The sequence below is a fragment of the Iodidimonas muriae genome, from assembly GCF_014647255.1.
In the GTDB taxonomy this organism is placed as follows: Bacteria; Pseudomonadota; Alphaproteobacteria; order Sphingomonadales; family Rhodothalassiaceae; genus Iodidimonas; species Iodidimonas muriae.
Genome location: NZ_BMOV01000002.1, coordinates 77,941 through 103,068, shown reverse-complemented (window position 1 = coordinate 103,068; position 25,128 = coordinate 77,941). Strand labels below are relative to the sequence as shown.

Genomic DNA, 25,128 nt, shown 5'->3' with positions numbered 1-25,128 from the left:
CTTTATGTCTCGTAAATGATTTTTTGCGCTGCAATATTGCCTGTCCGTCACATCAAATTCACGAGACGGGACTTTGTCATAGTTGAGCAAAGCCCTTTCTTTCTGCTAAGGCTGAGGCGCTTGGGGCCTGATTCTTTGGGTCCATCCCCCAAAATGTCAGCCCTTCCGGGAGCCATTCTGTTTATGAAACCAATCCTTGTTTCTTTGTTCCGTAGCGTCTTTGCGCTGTTTCTCATTGTTTCTGTTGCTGCCTGTGCCACGCGCCCGCCGGAAAGTGACCCGGAGGCATTGGCTGCTTATGAAGAGGCAAATGACCCTTATGAGCCTTTCAACCGGGCCATGTGGAAGGTGAACAGCGCGCTGGATACGGTGATTTTGCAGCCCATCACATGGGTCTATCGTACCATCGTTCCCGATCCTTTCCGTCAGGCGGTGACCAATATCTACGCCAATGCCAAAATGCCGCTGGTGATCGTCAATTCTTTATTGCAGGGCGAACCGGGGCGCGCGGGCATTGCCACCAAGCGGTTCTTGGCCAATACGGTTTTGGGGATTGGCGGTATTGCCGATCCGGCAACGGCCTTTGGTATCGATAATGTGGATGAAGATTTCGGCCAAACGCTGGCGGTATGGGGTGTGGGCGATGGCCCTTATCTTGTGTTGCCCATTATTGGCCCCACCAATCCGCGCGATACTGTGGGATTCATTGGCGATACATTGTCCGAGCCGGTGGGCCTTGGTCTTGATATTGCCGATAAGAAATGGACGAAGCGCGGCTGGACAGCCGGTGGGGTGATAGAAGCGCGGGATCGCAATTGGGGTATAATCAAGGAATTGATGAAAGCCGATGATCCTTATGCCTTTGCCCGTTCGGCCTTCCGCCAACGCCGTAAATATGAAATTTCCAATGGCAAGACCGAACAATCGCAGGAAGAAGAAGATCTGTTCGAACAGGATTTCGGTGATTTCCCGCAATAATTTAAAGAGCTGATTGCCTGATTGCAGGGCAGTGCCTTTATAAACCCCCGGCTCCTATAAGGTGGCCGGGGGTTTTCATTTGCCTCCCTCAGTGATGCGAGGGAGCCAAAGGCTGTGTCAGTGCAGATCGATGGCGTGCCGGATCAGGTCGGGAAGGCGGACAATGTCCAAAGCCCGTTCATGGGTGGCATCCAGCCGCACTTTTGGGGCCATGCCGGCTTCAAACGCTTCTTGCCAGCGTGCGGCGCACAGGCACCAACGGTCGCCGGGCTTCAAGCCGGGAAAACCGAATTGCGGCATGGGCGTGGACAGATCGTTTCCGCGCGCTTTTGAAAAAGCGAGGAAATCTGCTGTCATCACCACGCAGATCGTGTGGCTGCCCATATCCTCATCGGAGGTGTTACAACAGCCATCACGGAAGAAGCCGGTCACGGGATCGCGGCCACAGTCTGCCAATTGTCCGCCCAACACATTGACCGGATCTTCCATGTCCATAAAAGCGCCTTTCTATCAGAATTTGCGCCGCGCCTTCATGGCGGCGGCCAAGGTACCGTCGTCGAGATAATCCAGTTCACCGCCCACTGGCAATCCATGGGCAAGGGCTGTTACATCAACGTTTAAGGCACCAAGTCGGTCCGTTATATAATGCGCCGTGGTCTGGCCATCCACTGTGGCATTGAGCGCCAAAATCACTTCGCGTATGTCGCCTTTGCGCACCCGGTCAACCAAAGGACCGATATTCAAATCGTCTGGCCCTATCCCGTCAAGGGCCGAAAGCGTGCCGCCAAGAACATGATAACGGCCCCGAAACAATCCTGCGCGATCCAAAGCCCACAGATCGGATACATCTTCCACCACACAGATAAGACCGGCATCGCGTTTCGGGTCGCGGCAAATGGCACAGGGATCTTGCACATCCACATTTCCGCAGGTGCTGCAAATGCGAATACTGTCGGCCACCTCTGCCAGTGCCCGCGCCAATGGCTGCATCAGGCTTTCGCGTTTTTTGATCAGTTGCAAAACCGCACGGCGGGCCGAGCGCGGGCCAAGGCCGGGCAATTTGGCCAATAAAGCGATCAGGCCATCAATGCCGATAGCCGTGCCCGCGCCGGGGGGGAGAGGATTTATGGCCATTCTCCTAGAAAGGAAGCTGCATGCCTTCGGGCAGGTTCAAACCGCCCGTGACTTTTTTCATTTCTTCCTGGCTGCGTTCCTGGGCTTTTTCGCGGGCATCGGCATGGGCGGCTTTGATCAGGTCTTCCAAAATCTCGCCTTCATCGGCCTTCAAAAGCGACGGGTCTATCTTTACGTTCCGCAGATCGCCCTTGGCCGACAGGCGCACCACCACCAGACCACCGCCAGAGTGGCCTTCGACTTCAATGGCATCCAGCGCTTGCTGCATATCCGCCATTTTCTGCTGCATTTGCTGCGCCTGTTTCAGCATTTGGCCCAGATTTTTCATTGGTCGATCTCCTCGCCTTCGGCATCCGTTTCTAAAAGCGCCAGGGTTCCGGATGCGGCCATTGCCGCCAGATCCGAGGGTTCGCGCACCTCTGCCAGCCGTGCGCCGGGAAATGCGTCCATCACGGCGACGACCAGCGGGTCATGCAGCGCTTCCTCGCGCACCCGTGCTTTATGTGCAAGTTCTTTCTCGTGCAGCGAGGCTTCGCCCGCTTGCTGGCTGATGACAAACTGCCAATCCTGCCCGGTCCATTGCTTCAGGCAAGCCTGTACCCGACGCGCCAGATCGGGCGGGGCATCTTCATCCACACTGACCGTGATGCAGCCGGGGCGGTAGCTTACCAACCGCACCCGATCCTTCAACATGGTGGCAAGGACCGCTTCTTTTTCCAGATGAAACAGCCTGACCAGTCCGACAAAATCCGTTGGTATCGGATGCTTGGGAGAGTCTGCGCCGGTTTCGTCTTCCCTCTCTTGGCGCATGGCCAGAATTTGCGCGCCGCCGGACGGGGTGGGGGCGGACTGGTTTTGTGCCAAGGCGCTTGTAGGCTGTGTGTCCGGAGAGCCTTGTGCGGTGGGGCCGGCACCTGCCGGTGCGGCACCGGATGTGGCGGCTATATGGCCGCTTGGCGCTGATTTGTTGAGGGATTTGATGACCTCTGCCGGACTGGGCAGGTCGGCCACATAAGCCAGCCGGATCAGGACCATTTCCGCTGCGGCGATGGGGGTGGGGGCCATGCGCACCTCATCCAGCCCCTTGAGCAGCATTTGCCATGCGCGGGTCAGATGCGGCATGGACAGTGTTTTCGCCATTTCCGCGCCCAATGTGCGTTCCGCCTCCGGGGCGGCTGTTTCACCGGCTTCGGGGGCGATCTTGAGCCGTGTCAGCCAGTGAATACTATCCAGCATGTCTGACAAGACCACCGCCGGATCGGCGCCCAGATCATATTGGCCACGCAGTATCGCCAAAGCTTCGGGCAGCTTTCCGGCCATCACAGAGCGGGTAAGGTCCAGAACCTGCGCCCGGTCGGCCAGACCCAGCATGTCGCGCACCTGTGCCGCATCCACTGTGCCTGCCCCATGGGCAATGGCTTGGTCCAGCAAAGACAAGGCATCGCGCACCGAACCTTCGGAGGCGCGGGCGATCATGGCCAGTGCTTCCGTATCCGCTTTTGCCTCTTCTTTTTCGCAAATGCCCATCAGATGCGCTACCAAGGCATCGGCATCCACACGGCGCAGATCGAAACGCTGGCAGCGCGACAGAACGGTCACGGGGAGCTTGCGGATTTCCGTGGTGGCAAACAGGAATTTGACGTGCTCTGGCGGCTCTTCAAGGGTTTTGAGTAAGGCGTTGAAGGCATTTTTCGACAGCATATGCACTTCATCGATGATGTAGATTTTATAGCGAGCGGAAACCGGGGCATATTGCACGCCGTCGATGATCTCCCGAATATCATCAACGCCAGTACGGCTGGCGGCATCCATCTCCATCACATCCACATGGCGTGATTCGGCAATGGCCCGGCAGGGATCGCATTGTCCGCATGGATTGGTGGTGGGGCTGCCTGTGCCATCGGGGCCGATGCAATTGAGCGCCCGGGCGATCAGCCGCGCCGTGGTGGTTTTGCCAACGCCTCGAACCCCTGTCAGAATAAAGGCATGGGCCAGCCGACCTGCGGCAATGGCATTGCCAAGCGTCCGGACCATGGCTTCCTGACCGATCAGGGCATCAAAGGTTTGAGGACGATATTTGCGCGCCAGAACGCGGTACGGGGTGGCACCATCGGTCATGCGGATGTGACCTTCATTTTATCCGAAAATTGCGACTCACTCATGGGCGCACACTATGCCATAGCGTGGCCGGATCAAGGCAAGTCTTCCATGGCATTTTCGTGTTTTTTAGGCGCGTGGCCCCGATTTCTTATAAAAAAGCCCGCTTCCACGCTGAAACGGACCTTGTCATGTTTTGCTGATTTTATCAGGTGGGAACCGGCACGACCCGGACCGAATTCGTTACGGCTGCTTCCTTCCGGACCTGACCGGATTGGCGAAAGGTTCGTCCGCACCGGCTCCCATGCGCTATATGCGTGTTTCCGCTTTATGATGCAAGAGGGAAGCGCAAGAAGAGCACGTCCGCCTTGTTTGGTAAGCGTTTCCCGGCCAAGCGCAGGTCCGGTTTTGTGGCGGGCTGGCTTTTGCCCTGTTCTTTGTGTTGGCGATTTAGCCAGAACAGGGGGTGTTTTGCAAAAACAGCACCACCAGAAAAGCAAGCAGACACCATATCCTCATTTTGGCTCTCCCACTGAGTCGTTGGCTTTTGCGGCTTCCATCATAGACAGGCGCAATTCCAGTCGCTTCACTTCACGCAATATGCGGTTCGCTTCCAGATGACTGCCCATGAAGCTTTTGCCCGACAGGGTGAACAAGAACAAAAGAACGGCCCCGATGCCCCAGCGCACAGCCATTACGCTTTCCAAAACGATGAGCATCTGCCAAAAAGAAAAAGCAGCCGCTGCAAAGGCAAGAACCTGCACAATATACACCAACCACATCACCCAGCCAAGCGGGCCATGGAAGAGCCCTTTGGCCTGTGCGAAATATCCCGGTTCCACACTGTGTCCCGACAATGTTTGGTTTTCATGCGTCAGTGCGTCTTCGATTAAATCATCCAATTTGGTCATCACCAGTTCCTTTCACGATGTCCCGAATTTTCAAACGCCCATGCATCAGGCGGGTTTTGACGGTTCCCACAGGGATTTCCAGCACGATTGCAATTTCCGATATGCTGAGATCCTCCATATAAAACAGCGCCAAAGCAGCCCGCTGTGGGCCCGGCAAGGTTTTCAATGCCGCCAGAACAAGGGCCATATCGGCGCGGTGTGCGCTGTCCGCCGGTTCATTGTCCACGGTGTCGCACGCGAGGGGCGTTGGGTCCGCGGCCAGAGCTTTCTGGCCGTTCCGATGTTTTTCCAATTGCCGGATGGCGCGGGCGCACCGGCGCGTCACAATGCGATATGCCCAGGCGGGAAAGGCCCGCGCGTCTTCCAATCGCGCCAGACCGCGCAGGATCTGCTCCCATGCCTCTTGCGCCATATCCTGCGCCATGGATTCATCGCCCAATAGCCTATAGGCATGGCGCAAAAACCGGGGTGACCAGCGGGCCACCAGATGGTCCAATGCCCGTCGGTCGCCAATGCGCGCCGCCGTCACCAGATAGTCATCGAGTAGGCGCTCTTTGTCGTTATGCACGATAGGCCCCTTCTTTGTTTTCGTTCGCGGCGCTTTTATTGATTGGCTCGTTTCTGCGCGGTACAGGATTAAGGTGCGTCATTGTTGCTCTTGGGTTCATTTTTGTGAGCATTTTCTGCCAATCGCTGGACGGCGCACTTGTGGTCATTCATGCGGGATTGGTTCTGAATTGGTTTTAACCGGAATATATGGCATCAAACGGCGATGATGGATGCAGCTCTGTTTCACCCTGATCTTATGATTGCCTATTGCGGCAATCCGCTCGACCGTGCGGAAAACCGCCGCGGCGATGAAGACTGGCTCCTAAAGGCCTGCCAAAAAGGGCGCTTTTTGGCCGTGCGCTCCGGGAAGGTCGCCGTTCATGGTGGCACGCCGCCCACATTATTTTACAGCACTTATGTACAGATGGCCCCGCTGATCGAAGCGCAGGCCGATTGCGTGTTTTTGGGGGTGCAACAGGATCAAACGCCGTTGTTCGCCGTGCGCTGCCCCGAAGAGTGGGACCTGCCAACCGAGGTAATACAGGCATCCCGGCCGCTTTTGTTTCTTGATGGGCGGTCGCTGGCCATGCAGCTCGGCTCTCCGGCCCATGATCAGGGCATTACCGGCATCGTGGCGCAAGCGCTGGCCATTTTATCCTGGCACGCGCGGCATCGCTTTTGCGCCCGTTGCTCAAGCACCACCGTTGCCCGGCGCGGCGGCTATCAACGCTATTGCGAGGCGTGCAATAGCGAACATTATCCGCGCACCGACCCGGTGGCGATCATGGTGCCGGTGCGCGGTGATTTTTGCCTTCTGGGCCGTCAGCCGACCTTTCCTCCGGGTATGTATTCGGCGCTGGCGGGCTTTGTGGAATCCGGCGAGTCGCTGGAGGCTGCGGTGCGCCGTGAAGTGCATGAAGAGGCCGGGATCGTGATCGGCGGGGTTTCTTATGTAGGCAGCCAGCCCTGGCCTTTCCCTTCAAATTTGATGTTGGGTTTTATCGCTCAGGCGTTGAGCGAAGAAATCGTGGTGGACCGGACAGAGTTGGAAGACGCGCGCTGGTTCACACGCCGGGAGGTTGCAAGGGCCATGGACGGGGAAAGCGAAGCCCTTATGGTGCCGCCGCGTCTTGCCCTTGCCCATCATTTAATAAAAAGGTGGCTGGACGCGGGGTGACCCATGCCGTTAGTCTTCGCTGCAATATAAACAACAATCATCGGATCGGGAGACTTTATGATGCGCGTTTGGCGACTACTGATAGGAGCTGCAGCACTCTCTGCGCTTGCAGCATGTGATGATGACACACAAACAAAGCAGACATCCACGTCTGAACAGGATCAGGCCACGGTAGCGGCGGATGCCATTCCCCATGGCCAGCTTGGCGATTCTGTGGTTCCTACCCATTATCAGCTTGATCTGACCATCTTGCCGACCAAAGACAGTTTCTCCGGTGCGGTGGCCATTGACGTGGCCATCAATGAACCGTCGCCCATTCTTTGGGTGCATGGCAATGATCTGGATGTGAGCGATGTGTGGTTGACAGTGGGCGACCAGCGCATCGATGCCAGTTACGAACAAGTGGACCCGACGGGGATTGCCCGCATCAGTCTCGACAGCACCCCGCCAAAAGGCCCGGCCACTTTGTCGTTCCAATATACCGCGCCCTTCAATGGCGCGCTGGAAGGGCTTTATAAAGTAACGGAAGGGGGTGAAGATTATGCCTTCACCCAGTTTGAAGCCACGTCGGCGCGGCTGGCCTTCCCCAGCTTTGATGAACCGGCGTTCAAAACGCCTTTCGATATTTCCGTAACCGCCAAAGCCACCGATACGGTAATCACCGCAACGCCGGAAGTCTCGCAAACAGATGCCGGCGATGGTCTTGTCACCCGTCATTATGAAACCACGCCTCCCTTGCCCACCTATCTGATTGCTTTTGCAGTTGGGCCTTTGGATGTGGTGGATTTTGGCGATTTGCCGCCCAATGAGGTGCGCGATCGTCCGTTGCCATTGCGCGGTGTGGCCGCCAAGGGCAAAGGCGACCAGCTTGGTTATGCGTTGGAAAACACCCAAGCCATCATTGAAGCCCAGGAGCGCTATTTCAATGTGGCCTTCCCTTATCCCAAACTGGACATCATCGCCGTTCCCGATTTTGCGGCCGGGGCCATGGAAAATGTCGGGGCCATCACTTATCGCGAACAGCTTTTGCTGCTGGGCGATGGATCGCAAGTGTCGGAAGGTCAAAAACGGGCCTATGCCTCTGTGCATTCCCATGAACTGGCCCATCAATGGTTTGGCAATCTGGTTACGCCCAAATGGTGGGACGATATCTGGCTGAATGAATCCTTTGCTACCTGGATGGGGAACAAGTCCGTAGACATGGCCTTTCCGGGTCGGGGATTTTCTACCGCCACGTTCCGGGGAGCACTGGGCGTTATGGGGTCCGATAGCCTTGCCACTGCGCGCCAGATCCGTGAACCGATCCGCTCCAATCATGATATTGCCACGGCCTTTGATGGCATCACTTACCGCAAAGGTGGCGGCGTTCTGGCCATGTTTGAAGCCTTTTTGGGCGAAGATGCCTTCCGCGAAGGTGTGCGGTTGCATATGGAGCGTTTTGCCAATGATGTGGCGGATGTGAACGACTTCATGCAATCCTTGGCTGATGGGGCAAACCGCCCTGATGTTGTGGATGCGTTCCGCAGCTTCCTGTTCCAGCCCGGTGTGCCTATCGTGCGGGCGGAACTGTCCTGTGATGGCGATGCCATTCCTCGCGTCACGTTAAACCAATCGCGTTATTTCCCCGTTGGATCAGAGGGTGACCGCGACCAGACATGGAAAATTCCGGTGTGCATGGCTTATGGCACAGCGGAAGGTCGCGATCGCTTTTGCACGGTCTTGAGCGAAGCGGAAGCCACAATAGAGCTTCCGTCACAAAGCTGCCCGGCCTGGTTGATGCCCAATGACAATGGTTCGGGCTATTACCGCATGGCGCTGGATGAACAGGGCTGGTCGGCTTTGTTTAGCAATTTCGATGCGCTGAACGAGCGGGAAGCACAGGCGCTTTTGGGTTCTTTGTCCGCCGCATATCGTTCGGATGATGCATCGACCGCAACGATGGTGGATGCCTTCGGTATTCTGGCAAAGGCGGATAACCGCGAAGTGGCAACCCAGCCAGTATCCGATCTGGGCTTGATGTATGGTCGTTTGGCTCAAAGCGAGGCTGCCAAAGACGGTATTTCTGCCCTTGTGCGGGATCTTTATGGCGACCGTTTGCAAAGCCTTGGCCTTGAGGCAGCGGCAGGCGAAACCGGTGAAACCCACTTGCTGCGTGGCTCTCTTGTCAGTGCCATGGCGAATCTGGGGAAAGATGAAGCCTTGCGTGCAACCTTGGTCGAGCGCGCCAAAGCCTATCTTGGCGATGGCGAAGAACTCGATAACAGTGCCTTGGATGCGGGGATTGTGGGAACAGCGCTGGCTGTGGCCGTTGAGGAAGAAGATTTCAACTTTGCCCAGACCTTGCTGGATCGTGCCCTTGCCTCACGCGATGCAACATTCCGTCAACGGGCCTTGGGCGCTTTGGCCACGTCGCCAGCCGATGATGTGGCGAGCCTGATGCGTTCGGTGATCGGAGACGAGCGGGTGCGCGACAATGAAGCGATTCTGATTGCCTTTTCTCAGGTGGGCGTTTCGGAACAGCGGGAAGCCATGTGGGAATGGGTGCAAGGCAATCTGGATGTTTTGCTGCCCCGTATCCCGACATGGCGCAAAGGGGCTATTGCCAATATGGGCAGTGGTTTTTGCTCCGTAGAACGGGCTGAGGAAGTAAATGCCTTCTTTGCCGATAAGGTGGACGATCTGGAAGGCGGCCCGCGGGAATTGGCGCAAACATTGGAGCGTATCCGGCTCTGCGCGGCCCTTGTGGATGCCAAGGCTGAACAAGTAACGAGCTATTTCAGCGCACGCTGATCGAGACGTTATTTCAATGAAATCAGGCCGGGAGGGGTGTCCTCCCGGCCTTTCTCTTATAAAATGACCATCTGTCGCATTGCATGAAAGCGGACAGCACGATAAGAAGACCGCAAAGTTGGTGCGGCTTGCGATAGGGGCCGCTGTCGGTCTATGGTCTGCGCCGCCCAAAGCGTCGTTCAAAAAGACCAGGGCAGGAGGAGCATAGTTCGTGGATACGATGACGGTGAACAAAGCCCTTGCGGGCATTCTGATCGCGCTTTTGTTGGTCAAAGGCAGTGCTATTTTGACCGAAGGGCGGTTTCATGTAGAGGCCCCAGAAACACCGGCCTATGCTGTGGCCTTGCCGGATGTGGCCAGTGAGGACACGGAAAAGGAAGCCGAGCCCGAAGGGCCGTCTTTGGCCATGCTTTTGTCGCAAGCCTCTGCCGACAAGGGCCAGCGTGCCTTTGCCAAATGTGCCGCCTGTCACAGCTATGATAAGGATGGGGCCAATAAAATCGGCCCGAATCTGTTTGGCATTGTGGGAAGCGCCATCGGGTCCAAACCGGGCTTTGGCTATTCCGATGCCTTGGCCAATCATGGCGGTGAATGGACCTATGAACAGCTTGATGCGTGGCTTTTGAACACCAATGAAGCCATTCCGGGCAACAAAATGGCCTTTGCTGGCCTGCGCAAACCGACTGATCGTGCCAATGTGATCGCCTTTTTGCGTGCCCAATCCGATCAACCGCTGCCCCTTCCTGCGGTGGAAGAGGAAGCCGGGTCGGAATAAAACAAAATCGCGGGGCCGGGGATTCTTGAAAATTCCCGGCACGGCTCTTTTGTCATATAGGGGCTGGTGCGTGCTTATTCGGGCTGGCGATAAAGCCCGCTAAAGGGATGTTCTTCGCTGCGGCCCACCCAATCAATCACATCGGTTAATGGATCCACCGTTACCGCCATATTGGTGGCATTGGCGTGCAGCAGCGTTTCATGGTCTACCATGATCCCCACATGGCCGGGGAAAAACGCCAGGTCGCCCCGCCGGGCATGATTGCGCTTTATGGCTGTCCATTGCCGGTGCCGACAAGCTGTCAGCTGAAGGTCTGAGTCGCGGGGCATGCTTATGTCTGCCGCGGCCATGGCTACCTGCACCAAGCCGCTGCAATCAATGCCGCTTGCTGTTTTCCCGCCCCATAAATAAGGCGCACCAAAAAAGCGCTCGGCAATGGATACATAATCTCCATTGGGCTCGCCGATCTGCCGGATATGGCGCACGCAAATCCAGCCATCATATTCCTGCACCCTCCGATAACCGCCACATGGGCTCAATTCGCCCAAGGTCAGTTGCGCCGACATGGGCAGCAAGGCAAGGGCGCTGGTCTTCAAGTCTGGCGTGGGGATCAAATGGGCAAAAAGGGCGCTGACCATATGGGTAGGCAGGCCTGAAGACGGATCGGGTGCAACGGCTGTGCGTTCGGCATAGCCTACATAACCATCACGCGCCGATTGCCCCCATACCCAGCCCCCGCGATCTTCATAAACGGTGAAGCGTTCACCGAATAAAAGCTCGCTGACCTGTGCTCCGGTGCCACTGGCTTGCGATCGCAAGGCTGTGGTGCCTGATACCACCACATAGGGTTGGCCTTCGGAGAATCGGCTTGCTTCGACCATGCCCTCCAGAAAGCGAGCGGCCAAATCCGGCCGAGCCGGTGTGATACGAGGATCTCTTTTCGGGGATGTCATATCAGGCTTTCGGAGATGATGTCATCGCAAGAGGTTACCGGGATGCCGTTAGTCGGATCGACGAGGGGTCATCCGCTTGTGCCAGAATATCGCGAAATTCGCTCAAGAAAACGGCGCCCTTCACCGTTCGCTGCACAAAAACGCTGCGTCGATCCTGTTCATCGCGCTTGCGCCGCACATATCCCAATACGCTTAATGTATCCAGAGCCCGAGTAATCACCGGTTTGGCCACCCCGAGTTCTGCAGCCAATCCCCGCACGGTATGCGGAGGGCTTGTGGTATAAATCGAAAGAAGAATAGCCATCTGCCTGGTGGTCAGATCCGGTGCATCAGAGCGCACACTGCCAATAAGTGCGCGGTGCCATAGGCCCAAATGGTCGGACAGCGTGCGATCCGTCATATCCGGTATCCCTCGATACGTGGTTCGTTTCGCTAGCGTATCGGTTTTTTTGTCAAAGACAAGTCAGGATGCACCGAATCGATCCTGAATCACAGAAAAAGCAGCCCGCAGGGCCATGGCCTCGCCGCCTGCCGGACGACCGGGGCGCGGCTTTTGGTTCCACGCATAAACATCGAAATGCGCCCATGTCACCTCCGGGGTGATAAAGCGCGATAAGTAAAGCGCAGCCGTGATGGCCCCGCCGAACGGGCTGTCTCCGGCATTGGCGATATCGGCCACGCTGCTATCCAGATAGTCCAGATAGGCCTCCCATAAAGGAAGCCGCCATAAAGGATCGCCGGTGCTTGCTGCGGCTTTGGCGAAGTGGTCGGCCAAATCGTGATCTGCGGTGAAAAAGGCGGGAAGATCCGGCCCCAGTGCCACCCGCGCCGCGCCGGTAAGTGTGGCAAAGTCTAGCAAAAGATCCGGTGTTTCTTCGCAGGCGAATGTCAGGGCATCGCCCAGGACCAAGCGGCCTTCCGCATCGGTATTGCCAATTTCTACGGACAGGCCCTTGCGGGTTTTGATGATATCGCCGGGGCGAAAGGCTGTGCCTGAAATGGCATTTTCTACCGCCGGGATCAGCACCCGCAGGCGCACATCCAGTTTGTCGCTCATAATGCGTTGCGCCAATCCTAAAACATGGGCGGCCCCCCCCATGTCTTTTTTCATCAGGCGCATGCCGTTTGCGGGCTTGATGTCCAGTCCGCCTGAATCGAAACACACCCCCTTGCCCACCAAAGTGAGTCTTGGCGCGTCTTCCCGTCCCCAGCGCAGATCGATAAGCCTTGGCGCATCGGCAGATGCCCGCCCCACCGCATGGATGGCGGGGAAATTGGCATCCAGCAGGGCATCGCCGGTGGTTATTGTCACCGTGGCAGAGAAACGGTCGGCCAAGGTCCGGCTTTCCCGCTCCAGATCAGAGGGGAGCATGTCATTGGCGGGGGTGTTCACCAGATCGCGCACCAGTGCTACCGCGGCGGCTTCCCGTGTGGCCCTTTCCCAGGCCCCTTTATCGGAAAGGAGCAGGCGTTTTGGTTTATCCGGTGTTTGTGCCCCTTGATCGCTGTGTTTCAGATAACGGCGAAAACGATATTGCGCCAAGGCCCAGCCCAGAGCGGCCATTTCCTGTGCCATGCCTGGCATGCCTTCGGGCAGACGATAGATACCGGGCGGCAGCCGGTCGGCAAGGGCAGCCCAGCCCCACGGGTCCGGCGCATTGACATCGCCATTTTCGCCGAGTCCCAGCACAATGGCCGCACCGCTTTGGGCGGTTGGCGGCACAAACATCACCGCTCCCTTTTTGGCCTCGAATCCTTGCAAATCTTCCCAATGCTGCACATCGGCAGGCGCGGTTTTGCGCCATTGCGCATGCGCTGCAACAGACAGGGCAAGCACCGGAATGGCCTGTTCGTGGTCATTGATTTCAAGAAAGCTATTGGGGTCAAAGGTCACAGGCATGCTCTTTTTATGCGAGGGGCAAGGATGATCGCCGTTTATACGACAAGACCCCCGATAACATCCAGAGGATGTGGGGGGCGTATAGGCCCGATAGTCAGTGGGGGTATTGTGGTTTAAATGACGCGGCGGTCAATCTGTGTTGGCGCTGTCTGTGTGGTTCGCGCCTGCGTTGCCAGTGTTTGCGCCGCCATTTCCTGGGCCGTTAGCACACAACAGGCAGGAAAGATCAGGCGCACCTTGGTGCCTTTGCCTTTTTGTGAAGAAATTTCCAGTTGCCCATCATGAAGCCGCATGAACAGATTGACCAAAGGCAGCCCCAAGCCTGTTCCGTGCTGATCGTCCCGGACGTGATTGTGAATTTGCCCAAAGGGCCGCTTGCAGATTGCCAACTCGCTTTCGGTCATGCCCACTCCGTTATCTGAAATGTCGAGAAGGAAGCGTCCATCTTTGGTCAAAGAGCCTTTGATACGGACTTCGCCGGTGTCTGGCGTAAATTTCACCGCATTGCTGATGAGATTGACCAAAGCCTGTTTCACCAACCGTTCGTCCACCAGCAAGCGCGGCGGATGGGTTGGCAAGGCGATATGGACGGTGGGGCTGTTCTGTTTCGTTTCCAGCGCCACAAGCTCTAGCGCGTCTTTTATGAGTGGCTTGATCTCGGTCCTTTTCAGCTGCAATTCCATCTTGCCCGCCTCGACCTTGCTCAGATCAAGCAAATCATTGATAATATGCAATAAATGCTTTCCAGATTCGCGGATATGCGTCGCGTATGACCGATAGCGCGAATCGCCTAGCTTGCCGTAAATCTCCAGGGCCATCAGATCGGAAAAACCGATAATGGCATTTAGGGGCGTTCTGAGTTCATGGCTCATATGTGCTAGGAATTTCGACTTGGCGAGATTGGCTTCATCCGCTTCCTTGCGGGCTTTTATCAGCCGTTTTTGGGTTCTGACCAGTTCCTGGCAATCATTGGATACGGCGCGGCTTACAAAAATGCCCACGATGGGAATGACCAATGCCATCAGGATGAGCAGCGTTATTGTTGTTTTGAGAACCGCATTTTCCGCATCTTCCACAAGGGGTTCGAATTGCAGGGAATGGTTGGTGATCTGGACAACCGCCTGCTCCAAAATATCGATCAATGCAGGCCGCGACAATCGCCCGGCTTCATAAGCATCAAGGGTGGAAAGAACCTCCGTCGTCAGCTTTAGATCGTCGTGGCAAACCTGTACGGCCCGCAAGATCTGGAATGCTGACAACACCACCTTTTCAACCATGCCGATGATCTCGAGGCAGGCAATGGGTTGTTCCCGGATCAATTGGACATCACGGCGCATCTGATTGATCGGTTCCGCTCCTTTGCGAAATACCTCCAGATCCTGCACCAGCATCTGATTGTATTTTACATGAAGATAATTGAGCTTGTGCAATGTCCCGATTTTGTGGATTTCCCATCCGCCAAAAAGGCCCGTCAGTCCGGTAAGCGCCATCAAATAGATCAGGATGCGCAGATTGCTCAAGACAGAACGCGTGCCATGCTTGCCGGGCGGAAGAGGCTCTTGTGCCTCTTTTTTTTCTGTTTTCTGACTCGCTGTGGCGGTCATGTGTTCTGCCTTGGTGGACGTGGGTTTCCGAGACGTGCAGCTTGTGTTGCGGTCTTCCCTTTTTCGGCAGCTTCAAAAGTGGTGGCCCGATATTTTTTTGTCCCGGTTGAAGTATAGCTGCATTTTATATATTTACAAAATATAGATGTGTTTTTAATGCGCTCTCCTGCCGGTTTTTTCTTTCCATGTGAAAATGCCGGGCGACAAGCACCCGGCATTCTTGTTTTCGCAGTGTTCGGGCCGCTTCAGGAGCGGTCGAATTTCTTGAATTTCAAGCGGTGCGGTGTGTTGGCATCATCACCAAGACGGCGCTTGCGATCCGCTTCATAGGCCTGGAAATTGCCTTCGAACCATTCCACATGGCTGTCGCCTTCAAAGGCGAGGATATGGGTGGCCAATCGGTCAAGGAAGAAGCGATCATGGCTGATCACCACGGCGCATCCGGCGAAGTTTTCCAAGGCTTCTTCCAAAGCCCGCAGGGTTTCCACATCCAGATCGTTGGTGGGTTCATCCAAAAGCAACACATTGCCGCCCTTGCGCAGCATCTTTGCCAGATGGACGCGGTTGCGTTCCCCGCCTGACAGGAGCCCCACTTTCTTTTGCTGGTCCGACCCCTTGAAGTTGAAGGCCCCCACATAAGAGCGTGTGGCGATCTCGGTCTTGCCGAAATAGAACACATCGTCGCCGCCAGACACTTCTTCCCAAACAGTTTTGTTGTCGTCCAAAGCATCGCGGCTTTGGTCCACATAGCCCAGTTTCACCGTTTCACCGATGGTGATGCCGCCGGCATCGGGGGTTTCTTCGCCGGTGATCAACTTGAACAAGGTGGTTTTCCCGGCACCATTGGGGCCGATGACCCCGACAATGCCGCCCGGTGGCAGGGAGAATGTGAGATTTTCATAAAGCAGGCGATCGCCAAATGCTTTGGAGACACCTTCGAATTCGATCACCTTGCCGCCCAAACGGCCGGGAGGTTGCATTTTGATTTGCGCGGTGCCCGACAGCTTTTCCTGCTGTTCTTGCAGCATTTCATCATAGGCCCGGATACGCGCCTTGGATTTTGCCTGCCGCGCCTTGGGGCTGGATCTGATCCATTCCAGTTCCCGCGCCAGTGCCTTTTCCTTGGCTTCTTCCTTGCGCTCTTCCTGGGAGAGACGTTTTTGTTTGGCTTCCAGCCATTGCGAGTAATTGCCCTCAAAGGGAATACCGTGGCCGCGATCCAGTTCCAAAACCCAGCCCACCACATTATCGAGGAAATAGCGATCATGGGTCACCAGAACCACGGTGCCTTTATATTCTTGCAAGAAGCGCTCAAGCCACGCCACCGATTCGGCATCCAGATGGTTGGTCGGTTCATCCAGCATCAAAAGATCGGGTTTTTCCAGCAACAGGCGGCACAAAGCCACCCGGCGACGCTCTCCGCCGGACAATGTGGTGACATCGGCATCACCGGCCGGACAGCGTAGGGCGTCCATGGCAATGTCGACCTGATTGTCCAGTTCCCACAGATTATTGGCGTCGATCTCGTCTTGCAGGCGGGCCATTTCATCGGCCACCTCGTCGGAATAATCCGCCAAAATCTCGTTATAGCGATCAAGGATGGCCTGCTGCGCGGCCACACCGTCCCGCACATTGCCCAAAACATCCTTTTCCGGGTCCAGATAGGGTTCCTGGCTTAGATAGCCGGTACGGATGCCCTCTGCGGCCCAGGCCTCGCCGGTGAAGTCCTTGTCGATACCGGACATGATCCGCATCAGGGTGGATTTCCCCGAGCCATTGACGCCGATCACGGCAATTTTCACACCGGGAAGGAAATTGAGATGAATATCCTTCAGGACATGACGCCCCCCCGGATATTGTTTGTTGAGGCCTTGCATGTGGAAAACATACTGAACCATGACGTACACCGAACCTTTCAAACGACAAGAATTTCACGCGCTCCATACCGCACTCGCCGGTTTCACGCAATCGGCAGGCTTGGAGATAACCCGGAAGGCGGTTAACGTCTGGCCTTTGATTGGAATAAAAAGGAGACGCATGCGATGAAGCGCATGATCCTGGGCGCATGCCTTGTGCTATCCACCGCCATTGCGACCACCCCCACGGGGGCGCAAACGTCATCCGTTGCCACGCTTGATCCGGCCCTCGTTGAACAGGCGGCAAAGCTGCGGGCCAAAGGGCTTTCAGACCAGCAAGGATATAAGCTGATCGAGGGGCTGACCACAGAGATCGGACCGCGCCTTGCGGGCAGTGACCGGGAAGCCGCGGCCCGCCAATGGGCGCTGAAGACGCTAAAGGATCTGGGCTTTGAAACGGCCCGCATCGAACCGTTCACCATGGATGGCTGGGCGCGTGGCGTGGAAACGGCCAGAATTGTGGGCGAGGCGGTCCAGCCCTTGCATATCACCGCTCTGGGCGGATCTGTGGCCACACCGGAAGACGGCATCACAGCGCAAGTGGTGCGCTTTACCGATCTTTATGAACTGGAAGCCGCTCCAAAAGGCAGCCTTGATGGCAAGATCGCGTTTGTTGATCTGAAGCTTTATCGCTCGCAAGATGGTTCGGGCTATGGCAACACCAACTATATTCGCGGCAATTCACCATCCGTTGCGGCCCAAAAGGGTGCCGTGGGGGTTCTGATCCGTTCGGTGGGCACCGATAGCCACCGTTTTCCCCATACCGGCGGCACACGCTATAAGGACGGCATTGCGAAAATTCCTGCCGCCGCCTTGTCCAATCCCGATGCGGATCAATTGGCCCGACTGTTGGAGCGCGGCACCGCACAGGTGCATATGACCCTGACCCCCAAAGCCCTTGGACCGGTGCAATCGGGCAATGTGATTGCCGAGATCAAAGGCACCGAGCAGCCGGAAAAAATCATTGTGATCGGTGGCCATCTGGATAGCTGGGATCTGGGCACCGGCGCTGTGGATGATGGTGCCGGCGTTGGCATTACCACGGCCGCTTTAAAGCTGATCAAAGACAGCGGTTTTGCTCCCAAGCGCACCATTCGTCTTGTGCTGTGGGGGGCCGAAGAAGTGGGTCTTTTGGGCGCAAGGGCCTATGCCGAAGCGCATAAGGACGAATTGGCCGATCATGTGATTGCCGCCGAATCCGATTTCGGAGCCGGTAGGGTCTGGGATTTCCGCACCCGTGTGGGTGAAGAAGACCTGCCCTTTACCAATGCCATTCATCGCCAATTGCGGCCTTTGGGGATCGGGCGCGGTGCCAATGATGCGGGGGGCGGCCCTGATGTGATTCCGTTGCGTATGGCTGGTGTTCCGGTGGCCGCGCTTTATCAGGATGGGACCGATTATTTCGATCTGCACCACACGGCAAACGACACCTTCGATAAAATCGATCTTGCCGATATTCAGCAAAATATCGCTGCTTATGCGGTGTTTGCGTGGTTGGCCGCCAATCTGGATGTGGAGTTCCGCCCACAAGCGGATGCGCCCGAACAGGCGGGGACGCAGAATTAAAAAACAGGGATAAGGAACCGATTCGCCCGGCATCCATCGTCCCAAGCTTTTCTGATGTCTTATGACATCAAACCAAAGCCGGGAACCTGTGAAAACAATTTGGATACGGGGCGGACCTTGCCCATAAAAAAACCCGGCAGGAACAGAACCTGCCGGGTTTTCTTGTTGTTAAAGTTTGGACTTATCCAACAATTTCAACAAGTTCCAGATCGAATGTCAGATCATGACCGGCAAGCGGATGATTGGCATCCAAAGTGATGGTTTCTTCCGTCACTTTGACGATCATCATTTCAACTTGCTGGCCCTGCTGTGTTGTGCCGGTGACCCGCATGCCTTCTTCGGCTTTCATTTCCGCAGGGAACTGATCGGGCGGCACGGCGAAAACAAGATCATCACGGCGCTGGCCATAGGCCTCGTCGGCGGGAATTTTCACCTGTTTTGTCTCGCCCGGAGCCATGCCCTCAATTGCGGTTTCAAAACCGACAATCACCTGCCGCTTGCCGAGTTCAAAGGAAATGGGCTCGCGGTCATGCGAACTGTCGAATTGTTGGCCGCTGTCGAGCGTACCGGTATAATGGACCTTGACGGTGTCACCCGTGCTTGCCGTGGACAAAATCTCTCTCCTAGGACTTCTTTTGCGTGTAGAGTTGCGTAGTTCACCGCCTGAACGTCAGGGTTTCGGCCTTAAAAGTCAATGCAAGTGGCAAAAAAAGCCCCTTTTCGGTCGATGCCTTGCTCAACCGGAGGGCTGCTCCCCATGGCAGGGCCATGCAACTGCCGCCGGTGGGGCTTTTCCCAAAATCAGGTCTGCGGCTTTTTCGCCGATCATGATGGCCGGTGCATTGGTATTTCCCGAAACAAGGCGCGGCATTATGGAGGCATCGGCCACCCTTAGGCCCTGAACGCCCTTGACCTTCAGATCCGGTGTTAAAACCGCGCGCTTGTCATCGGCAGGCCCCATGGCACAGGTGCCCACAGGATGAAAAATGGTGGTGCCCGTTTCGCGGGCGAAGGCCAGCAAATCGGCATCATTTTGTGCCGCTGCGCCGGGGTCGCGTTCTTTTTCCACAAAGGGTGCGATTGCGGGTTGGGCCATGATCTCGCGCGTTTGTTTCAAGGCGTCCACCATGGTTTCCTGATCCGTTTGCGTTTCCAGATAATTGGCGGTGATTTCGGGATAAGCCTGCGGATCGGCGTTTTTGGCATGGATGGAGCCGCGGCTTTCCGGACGCAGCACACAGGCCCCCAAAGTGAGCCCCGGTTCTTTGTGGAAAACCAGCTCGTTTTGCGCATAGGCGTCCCCATCCAGGGTGGCAGGGGTGGCGTGGAACTGGATATCGGGGCTTTTCAGGCCGGGGCGTGTATGGGCAAAAGCGGTGACATGGGCCGGCCCCACCGACATCATCCCGTCACGCCGCAACAGATAGCGCATCAGCGATCCCAAAAGCGGCAAGCCCCGTGCCATGGCATTGATGGAAGGGGTTCCCGCTTTAAACTGCCAGCTTAGCGCCGCATTATAATGGTCTTGCAAATTCTCGCCCACGCCGGGCAGATCCACCAAGGGGGAGATGCCGATGGCGTTCAACCGTGCCGCATCGCCAATGCCGGAAAGTTCCAACAGATGCGGGGAATTGACCGTGCCGCCGGACAAAATCACCTCTTGCCGGGCCGCAACATCCACGATTTTTCCGGCATGCTGATAGCGAATACCGCAGGCGCGTTTTCCCTCGAATAGTATGTTATGGGCCAGCGCTTCGGTGCGAATGTCCAGATTGGGGCGATGGGCTGCCTGGCGTAAAAATGTCCGTGCCGTGGACATCCGCGCGCCGCGATCAATGGTGAACTGGCACAGGCCCACCCCTTCTTGCACACCGATATTGAGATCATGGCGCTTGGGCAGGCCGAACTGGGCGCAGGCGTCCATCAGTTTCTTTGACATGGGATGGACATAGGCGGGTTCCCGCACCGGTAACGGCCCGCCAACGCCATGTCCCGGTTGTTGGCCATGCTGATAATCTTCCGACCGCATGAAATAGGGCAGCACGTCCGATGCTCCCCAGCCGGTACAGCCCATTTGTTGCCAGCCATCATAATCACCGGGATTGCCGCGAATATAGATCATGGCATTGATGGATGATGACCCGCCCAGCGCCTTACCGCGCGGCCATTTATGGATGCGGTTGTGGGTATGGGGATCTGGAAGCGTGGGAAATTGCCAATTGAGGGTGGTGGACTTTAGCGTCATGGCATAGCCCAAAGGCATATGGATGAAGGGATTGCTGTCTTTTGGTCCGGCCTCCAGCAGCAAGACGCGGTGGTCCGGATTTTCGCTCAGCCGATTGGCCAGCACGCACCCCGCCGATCCCGCACCCACAATGATGAAATCAAACGCCTCCATCTCCCCTCCTTCCCCGTTATCCTGAAGTTCTCAGGCCCTATGACCGCCGCACCAGCCGCACGGGCAGGCCGCATTTTGGCTTGGTCAATGGCATGATCTGGAAATGCGCTTCATAATCGGGTCTGTCCAATTCAATCCGCCAATGCCGCAGCAGATGAAACAGAATGATTTTTGCCTGCATGGTGGCAAAATGCAGCCCCAGACACATATGCGCCCCGCCGCCAAAGGGAACCCACGCATATTTATGACGGTCTCGCACGCCGCCTTCCTGGGAAAAGCGCATGGGATCGAAGCGGTTCGGCTCTGGCCACAGTTCAGGCATGCGATGGACAAAGGTGGGGGAAATCCCCACCAATGTTCCCTTGGGTAAGGCATAGCCGCCAAATTCGGTATCGCGCACCGTCATCCGCGGCAAGGCAGGCACCGGAGCATTCAACCGCATGGCTTCCTTGAAGGCATAATCCACCAGCTCCAACCGGCCGAGATCGCCATAATCCAAATGCTCTCCCCCGATGGTGTCACATTCAGCGGCCAGTTTTTCCTGCCAGTCCCGATTGCGGCCCAATTCATAAACAAGGGTGGTCACCGATGAGGTGATGGTGTCATGGGCGGCCATCCACAGGAAATTCATATGGTCGATGATTTGTTGATCGGTGAAGCTGTTGCCGTCTTCATCCTTTGCATTGCATAGCAGGCTAAAGGTATCGCGGCCCGCACCGCCCCGCCGCTTGGCGATCAAGTCTCCCAGAAAGGCGATCATAAACCGCCGTCCCGCAACACCCCGGCCATAAAGCGTGCCGGGCAAAGGATAGCGGAACAGGGCCACCGATGCCGCCACCATATCCGATAAGGCGGTGTTCACCTTGGCCGATTGCCCGCCGGGCTTCATGCCAAGAAAGGCATCGGTGGCCATATCCAGTGTCAGCGCCTTGATGGCATCATAAAAACGGAACCGCCCGGCCTGTCCCCATGCGCCAATGCGTGCGGGCACCCCCAGATTCAGCCGTTCACAATAATGCTTCATGGCCGGTGTTTTAAAGGCCACGGTCATGATCTTGCGATGGGCGCGATGTTCGTCGAAATCCAACAACATCAGGCCGCGCGGAAACAGATCTTTCAAGAACGGCATCCAGCCCTGCTCCGAAGACAGGGCCTGTTCACGGTCGAGCAAAAAGAACTCGTTGGCCTCGGGGCCGATCATGCTCACTTGTTCATGGAAGAAAAGTTTATGGCGATAAACAGGGCCATAGCGATCCAGCATGCGGCGGGTATAGGCCCGGGGATCGCGCAGGTCTTCCAGGCTGTTGCCGATGACCGGCCAGCCATTTTCACCGGGGATATGATCCAATCTGCCGGCGTTCAAGGGATGCTGCACATCTGGTGCCGTGTTGGCCATGGGGGTGCCTTTTAAGGTGGAACCAAGCCAGACTATATCTGCTTATGGTCCATGCCTCTCCCACCAAAACCGGCGTGCTTGTTTTAGGCGTTTGCTTTTATCGCCAGCGCCAATGCACCCAAAGGGCCGGCACGTTTGCCAAGGCCGGGTGGCATGATCACATCCGTCAAATCGCCATCAAAGGGCGAAACCGTCAGATAGCCCTTGAGCCGCTCTTTCGTTTGGGCGCGCAGGGCGGCAAACAGGCTGTTGCGCGCCATCACGCCACCGCCAAACAAGATGCGCCGTGTGGAAAGCATCAGGATCAAATTGGCCGCCAGCACAGATAAATACTGCGCCTCCATGGCCCATGCCGGATGATCCGCCGACAGGTCATAGGCCGGATGGCCCCAGCGTGCTTCTATGGCCGGGCCGGAGGCCAATCCTTCCAAACAATCGCCGTGAAAGGGGCAATGGCCTTCAAAAGGATCGGTTTCTGGATCGCGGGGCACCGCCATATGGCCAAGTTCGGGATGCATGGCGCCATGCACAAGCTGGTTATTGGCAACAATGCCGCCGCCAATGCCGGTGCCCACGGTCAGATAGGCATAATCGGCCACATCTTGCGCCGCGCCCCACAGCCCTTCCGCCAATGCGGCCCCGTTCACATCGGTATCGAATGTCACCGGCACATCCAGCGCCCGCGCCACCGCACCGGCAAAATCCGTGCCTGCCCATCCGGTTTTGGGCGTTGTCAGCACATGCCCCCAAGTGGCAGAGAGGGGATCGCGGTCAATGGGGCCAAAGCTGGCCAGCCCCACGCGGGCGACCGGCCCCAATTCTGCGCTGCGTTCGCGGAAAAATGCCACAATATCGGGGATAGTTTCATCCGCTGTGCGGGTGGGCATCTGTATCTGGGCGCGGATATCATCCGGTCCGGTGCCGATCAGGCAGATGGTTTTTGTGCCGCCTGCTTCTATGCCACCCAAAAGCGCTGGCTGTGTCATGTCAGACCTCCTCAAGCCAGACCGTGTCATAAGGGCCAAGCACAAGATCTCCGCTTCCCTCATAGGTCTGCCCGGTCAGGCGGTCTTGCAAGGGAAAGCGAAAGCGTGCGGCGTTTATGGCCTTGATGGTAACAGATTGTGGGTTGGGCGCGAAATTGGCCAGCAAAAGAAGCCGCCCGCGGGCGCCGGATCGCCGCATCATGAATATATGGGGATTGTCGCCAGACAAAGGCCGCGATGGTGTATCCCCATGCAAGGCTGGAAAATCCGCCCGACAGGCAATCAAAGTGCGTGTCATGTCGTAAACCCGCCCTGCGATGCTGCCGCTGTCATGGCGCATTTCGGCGGTTTTCCAGTCCATATCGGGGCGGTGCAGCCAACGGCTGTCTATCGCCTTCAAAGGGTCGGTTTCATAGCTGTAATCATTGAGCATCCCCAATTCGTCGCCCATATACAAAAGCGGAATGCCGCCAAAGGCGAAGATAATGCTGTATAAAAGCCGAATACGCGCCAAGGCCAGATCGATCGCGGTTTCATCGCTCTCTTGAAGGGCGGCTTCCAGCCCCGCCAAAGAGGCCAGCATCCCCGAACTGCCATGAACGGCGCGGTCGTCGCCGGTTTGAAAAGATTGTCCGCGCGCAAAGCCGCCCGCGACCCGACCCGCATAGAAATCTGATAAAAACCGCACATGGTCGCTTGGGCCTTGGGCCTCGCGGTCCACATCCAGAACCGGCCAGCCAATATCATCATGGCAGCGGATATAGGTGATCCAGCTTGTATTGGCGGGGGGGGCAGGCATCCGCCGCAGCATCTCTGTCAGCCGTTCGGCGCGTCCTTCCGCCAAGGCCGACCACAACAGCACCATCAAGGTATTATGATAGCCCAAATGACATTCTTCGCCCGCATATTTGCCTTCGCCCAGATAGGCGGTGAGATGTTCTGGCGCCACAATGGCTTCTGCCTTTAAAGCCAAAGCCGGAGCGGCTATGCGGGTCAGGGCGCGAAAGGCGCGCAACAAATGATGGACCTGAGGCTGATTGCGACAATCCGTGCCCAGGCGTTTCCACATGAAGGCCACGGAATCAAGGCGCAAGACCTCGACCCCGCGATTGGCCAGAACCAGCATGATACGCAATATTTCACCAAAGACGGCCGGATTGGCATAGTTCAGATCCCATTGATAGGGATAGAATGTGGTCCAGACCCACTGATCCATTTCGGCGATATGGGTGAAGTTGCCCGGCGCACTGGCGGGAAACACATCCTCCAGCGTTTGTTCATACTGATCAGGGACTTGGCGGTCGGGGAAGCAATGATAATAGCCTTGATAAACCGGATCGCCGGCGCGGGCGGCCTGTGCCCATTCATGGGTATCGGCGGTGTGGTTGAGCGCCAGATCGCTGACAAGACTGATGCCGTGCTTGCGGCAGGCGCTGGCCAGCGCTTCAAGATCCTGCATGGTGCCAAGGCGGGGATCGATGCGTTCATAATCGGCCACCGCATAGCCGCCGTCACTTTCCCCTTCCCGTGGGCAGGTGACAGGCATCAAATGGAGATAGGTGACGCCCAGATCGCTTAAATAGGAAAGGCGCTGGCGCACCCCGTCCAAGGTGCCGCCAAACCGGTCCGCATAGGCGGAATAGCCCAGCATATGGGGCTTTTGAAACCAATCAGGGGTATAAACCCGCTTGGCATCCAGTTCCCGCAATTCGGCCGAGCGATTGGCAAGGCCTTGGGCTGCAATGTCGTAAAACCGCGCCAACCAATCCTGAAAATCGGCCCGGTGGCCGTAAAGCGCTTTCAGGGCCGCATCGGCATCAGGGCCAAAGATCTGTTTTCTTAGCGCAAAGAGGGCTTTGTCTGCGTCATCAAGGCCGATGCCATCAAGGTCCGCCGCCTGCATCCGCTCCGGCGTTGTTTGAAGAGACATAGTCCGATCCTGCATCAAATGGCAGCGCATATGGCCGCACGGAACCGTTGGGCGCACCCGCCCGGGAT

Annotated in this window: 21 protein-coding genes and 1 other RNA gene; 5 read left to right on the top strand and 17 right to left on the bottom strand. The window is 56.7% G+C overall.

Annotation, left to right across the window (positions count from 1 at the left end; genetic code table 11):
* The first annotated feature begins 183 nt into the window (after positions 1–183).
* Positions 184–978, top strand: a complete 795-nt coding sequence (locus tag IEX96_RS02920; protein ID WP_188873456.1) for an MlaA family lipoprotein — start codon at positions 184–186, stop codon at positions 976–978.
* Positions 979–1,095: 117 nt separating this feature from the next.
* Here the strand turns inward: IEX96_RS02920 and IEX96_RS02915 are convergent, their stop codons facing one another.
* The 7 genes from IEX96_RS02915 to IEX96_RS02885 form a co-directional block, all read right to left on the bottom strand.
* Complete coding sequence (locus tag IEX96_RS02915; RefSeq protein ID WP_150004181.1) at positions 1,096–1,473, bottom strand: DUF2237 family protein; 378 nt, start codon at positions 1,471–1,473, stop codon at positions 1,096–1,098.
* Between the two features lie 15 nt (positions 1,474–1,488).
* Positions 1,489–2,112 carry a recombination mediator RecR gene (gene recR / locus IEX96_RS02910; protein WP_188873455.1) on the bottom strand — a complete coding sequence of 208 codons (624 nt, stop codon included), beginning with the start codon at positions 2,110–2,112 and terminating at the stop codon, positions 1,489–1,491.
* Positions 2,113–2,116: 4 nt separating this feature from the next.
* Positions 2,117–2,440 (bottom strand): YbaB/EbfC family nucleoid-associated protein, encoded by a 324-nt coding sequence (locus IEX96_RS02905; protein WP_150004180.1) that lies wholly within the window; start codon positions 2,438–2,440, stop codon positions 2,117–2,119.
* On the bottom strand, positions 2,437–4,230 hold the full coding sequence (locus tag IEX96_RS02900) for a DNA polymerase III subunit gamma/tau (protein ID WP_150004179.1): 1,794 nt from the start codon (positions 4,228–4,230) through the stop codon (positions 2,437–2,439). The genes IEX96_RS02905 and IEX96_RS02900 overlap by 4 nt, the downstream gene beginning before the upstream one ends.
* Positions 4,231–4,419: 189 nt before the next feature.
* An RNA gene (ffs, locus tag IEX96_RS02895) (signal recognition particle sRNA small type) lies at positions 4,420–4,514 on the bottom strand.
* Between the two features lie 210 nt (positions 4,515–4,724).
* Positions 4,725–5,120, bottom strand: coding sequence for a DUF6768 family protein (locus IEX96_RS02890; RefSeq protein ID WP_150004178.1), 396 nt, complete (start codon positions 5,118–5,120; stop codon positions 4,725–4,727).
* Complete coding sequence (locus IEX96_RS02885) at positions 5,104–5,688, bottom strand: RNA polymerase sigma factor (RefSeq protein WP_229773491.1); 585 nt, start codon at positions 5,686–5,688, stop codon at positions 5,104–5,106. Before IEX96_RS02885 ends, IEX96_RS02890 begins: the two co-directional genes overlap by 17 nt.
* Before the next feature lie 204 nt (positions 5,689–5,892).
* On the opposite strand from IEX96_RS02885, the gene nudC reads away from it, so the two are divergent.
* From nudC to IEX96_RS02870, 3 genes are all read left to right on the top strand, one after another.
* On the top strand, positions 5,893–6,846 hold the full coding sequence (gene nudC, locus IEX96_RS02880; RefSeq protein ID WP_150004176.1) for an NAD(+) diphosphatase: 954 nt from the start codon (positions 5,893–5,895) through the stop codon (positions 6,844–6,846).
* A gap of 57 nt (positions 6,847–6,903) precedes the next feature.
* The gene (locus tag IEX96_RS02875; RefSeq protein ID WP_150004175.1) at positions 6,904–9,636 is read left to right on the top strand and encodes a M1 family metallopeptidase; all 2,733 of its coding nucleotides are present in this window, start codon (positions 6,904–6,906) and stop codon (positions 9,634–9,636) included.
* A 220-nt stretch (positions 9,637–9,856) separates the two neighbouring features.
* On the top strand, positions 9,857–10,411 hold the full coding sequence (locus IEX96_RS02870; RefSeq protein ID WP_229773538.1) for a c-type cytochrome: 555 nt from the start codon (positions 9,857–9,859) through the stop codon (positions 10,409–10,411).
* Between the two features lie 74 nt (positions 10,412–10,485).
* On the opposite strand, the gene IEX96_RS02865 is transcribed toward IEX96_RS02870, so the two are convergent.
* From IEX96_RS02865 to ettA, 5 genes are all read right to left on the bottom strand, one after another.
* Positions 10,486–11,292: a C40 family peptidase gene (locus IEX96_RS02865; RefSeq protein WP_188873454.1), complete on the bottom strand. Its 807-nt coding sequence runs from the start codon at positions 11,290–11,292 to the stop codon at positions 10,486–10,488.
* Between the two features lie 106 nt (positions 11,293–11,398).
* The gene (locus IEX96_RS02860; RefSeq protein WP_150004171.1) at positions 11,399–11,764 is read right to left on the bottom strand and encodes a MarR family transcriptional regulator; all 366 of its coding nucleotides are present in this window, start codon (positions 11,762–11,764) and stop codon (positions 11,399–11,401) included.
* A 63-nt stretch (positions 11,765–11,827) separates the two neighbouring features.
* A complete protein-coding gene (locus IEX96_RS02855) occupies positions 11,828–13,264 on the bottom strand; it encodes a leucyl aminopeptidase family protein (protein ID WP_150004170.1) in 1,437 nt (478 codons plus the stop codon).
* 113 nt (positions 13,265–13,377) lie between these two features.
* Positions 13,378–14,868, bottom strand: a complete 1,491-nt coding sequence (locus IEX96_RS02850; protein WP_150004169.1) for a sensor histidine kinase — start codon at positions 14,866–14,868, stop codon at positions 13,378–13,380.
* A 245-nt stretch (positions 14,869–15,113) separates the two neighbouring features.
* Positions 15,114–16,766: an energy-dependent translational throttle protein EttA gene (ettA, locus tag IEX96_RS02845; RefSeq protein ID WP_150004168.1), complete on the bottom strand. Its 1,653-nt coding sequence runs from the start codon at positions 16,764–16,766 to the stop codon at positions 15,114–15,116.
* 144 nt (positions 16,767–16,910) lie between these two features.
* Here ettA and IEX96_RS02840 point away from each other — a divergent pair, with 144 nt between their 5' ends.
* Positions 16,911–18,350: a M20/M25/M40 family metallo-hydrolase gene (locus tag IEX96_RS02840; protein WP_150004167.1), complete on the top strand. Its 1,440-nt coding sequence runs from the start codon at positions 16,911–16,913 to the stop codon at positions 18,348–18,350.
* Between the two features lie 181 nt (positions 18,351–18,531).
* On the opposite strand, the gene IEX96_RS02835 is transcribed toward IEX96_RS02840, so the two are convergent.
* From IEX96_RS02835 to IEX96_RS02815, 5 genes are all read right to left on the bottom strand, one after another.
* A complete protein-coding gene (locus tag IEX96_RS02835; protein WP_150004166.1) occupies positions 18,532–18,963 on the bottom strand; it encodes an FKBP-type peptidyl-prolyl cis-trans isomerase in 432 nt (143 codons plus the stop codon).
* Positions 18,964–19,086: 123 nt separating this feature from the next.
* Positions 19,087–20,748, bottom strand: a complete 1,662-nt coding sequence (locus IEX96_RS02830; protein ID WP_150004165.1) for a GMC family oxidoreductase — start codon at positions 20,746–20,748, stop codon at positions 19,087–19,089.
* A 37-nt stretch (positions 20,749–20,785) separates the two neighbouring features.
* Positions 20,786–22,144, bottom strand: a complete 1,359-nt coding sequence (locus IEX96_RS02825) for a cytochrome P450 (protein WP_150004164.1) — start codon at positions 22,142–22,144, stop codon at positions 20,786–20,788.
* 83 nt (positions 22,145–22,227) lie between these two features.
* Positions 22,228–23,130, bottom strand: a complete 903-nt coding sequence (locus tag IEX96_RS02820; protein WP_150004163.1) for an ROK family protein — start codon at positions 23,128–23,130, stop codon at positions 22,228–22,230.
* A 1-nt stretch (position 23,131) separates the two neighbouring features.
* On the bottom strand, positions 23,132–25,060 hold the full coding sequence (locus tag IEX96_RS02815) for an alpha-amylase family glycosyl hydrolase (protein WP_188873453.1): 1,929 nt from the start codon (positions 25,058–25,060) through the stop codon (positions 23,132–23,134).
* Between the last annotated feature and the right edge of the window lie 68 nt (positions 25,061–25,128).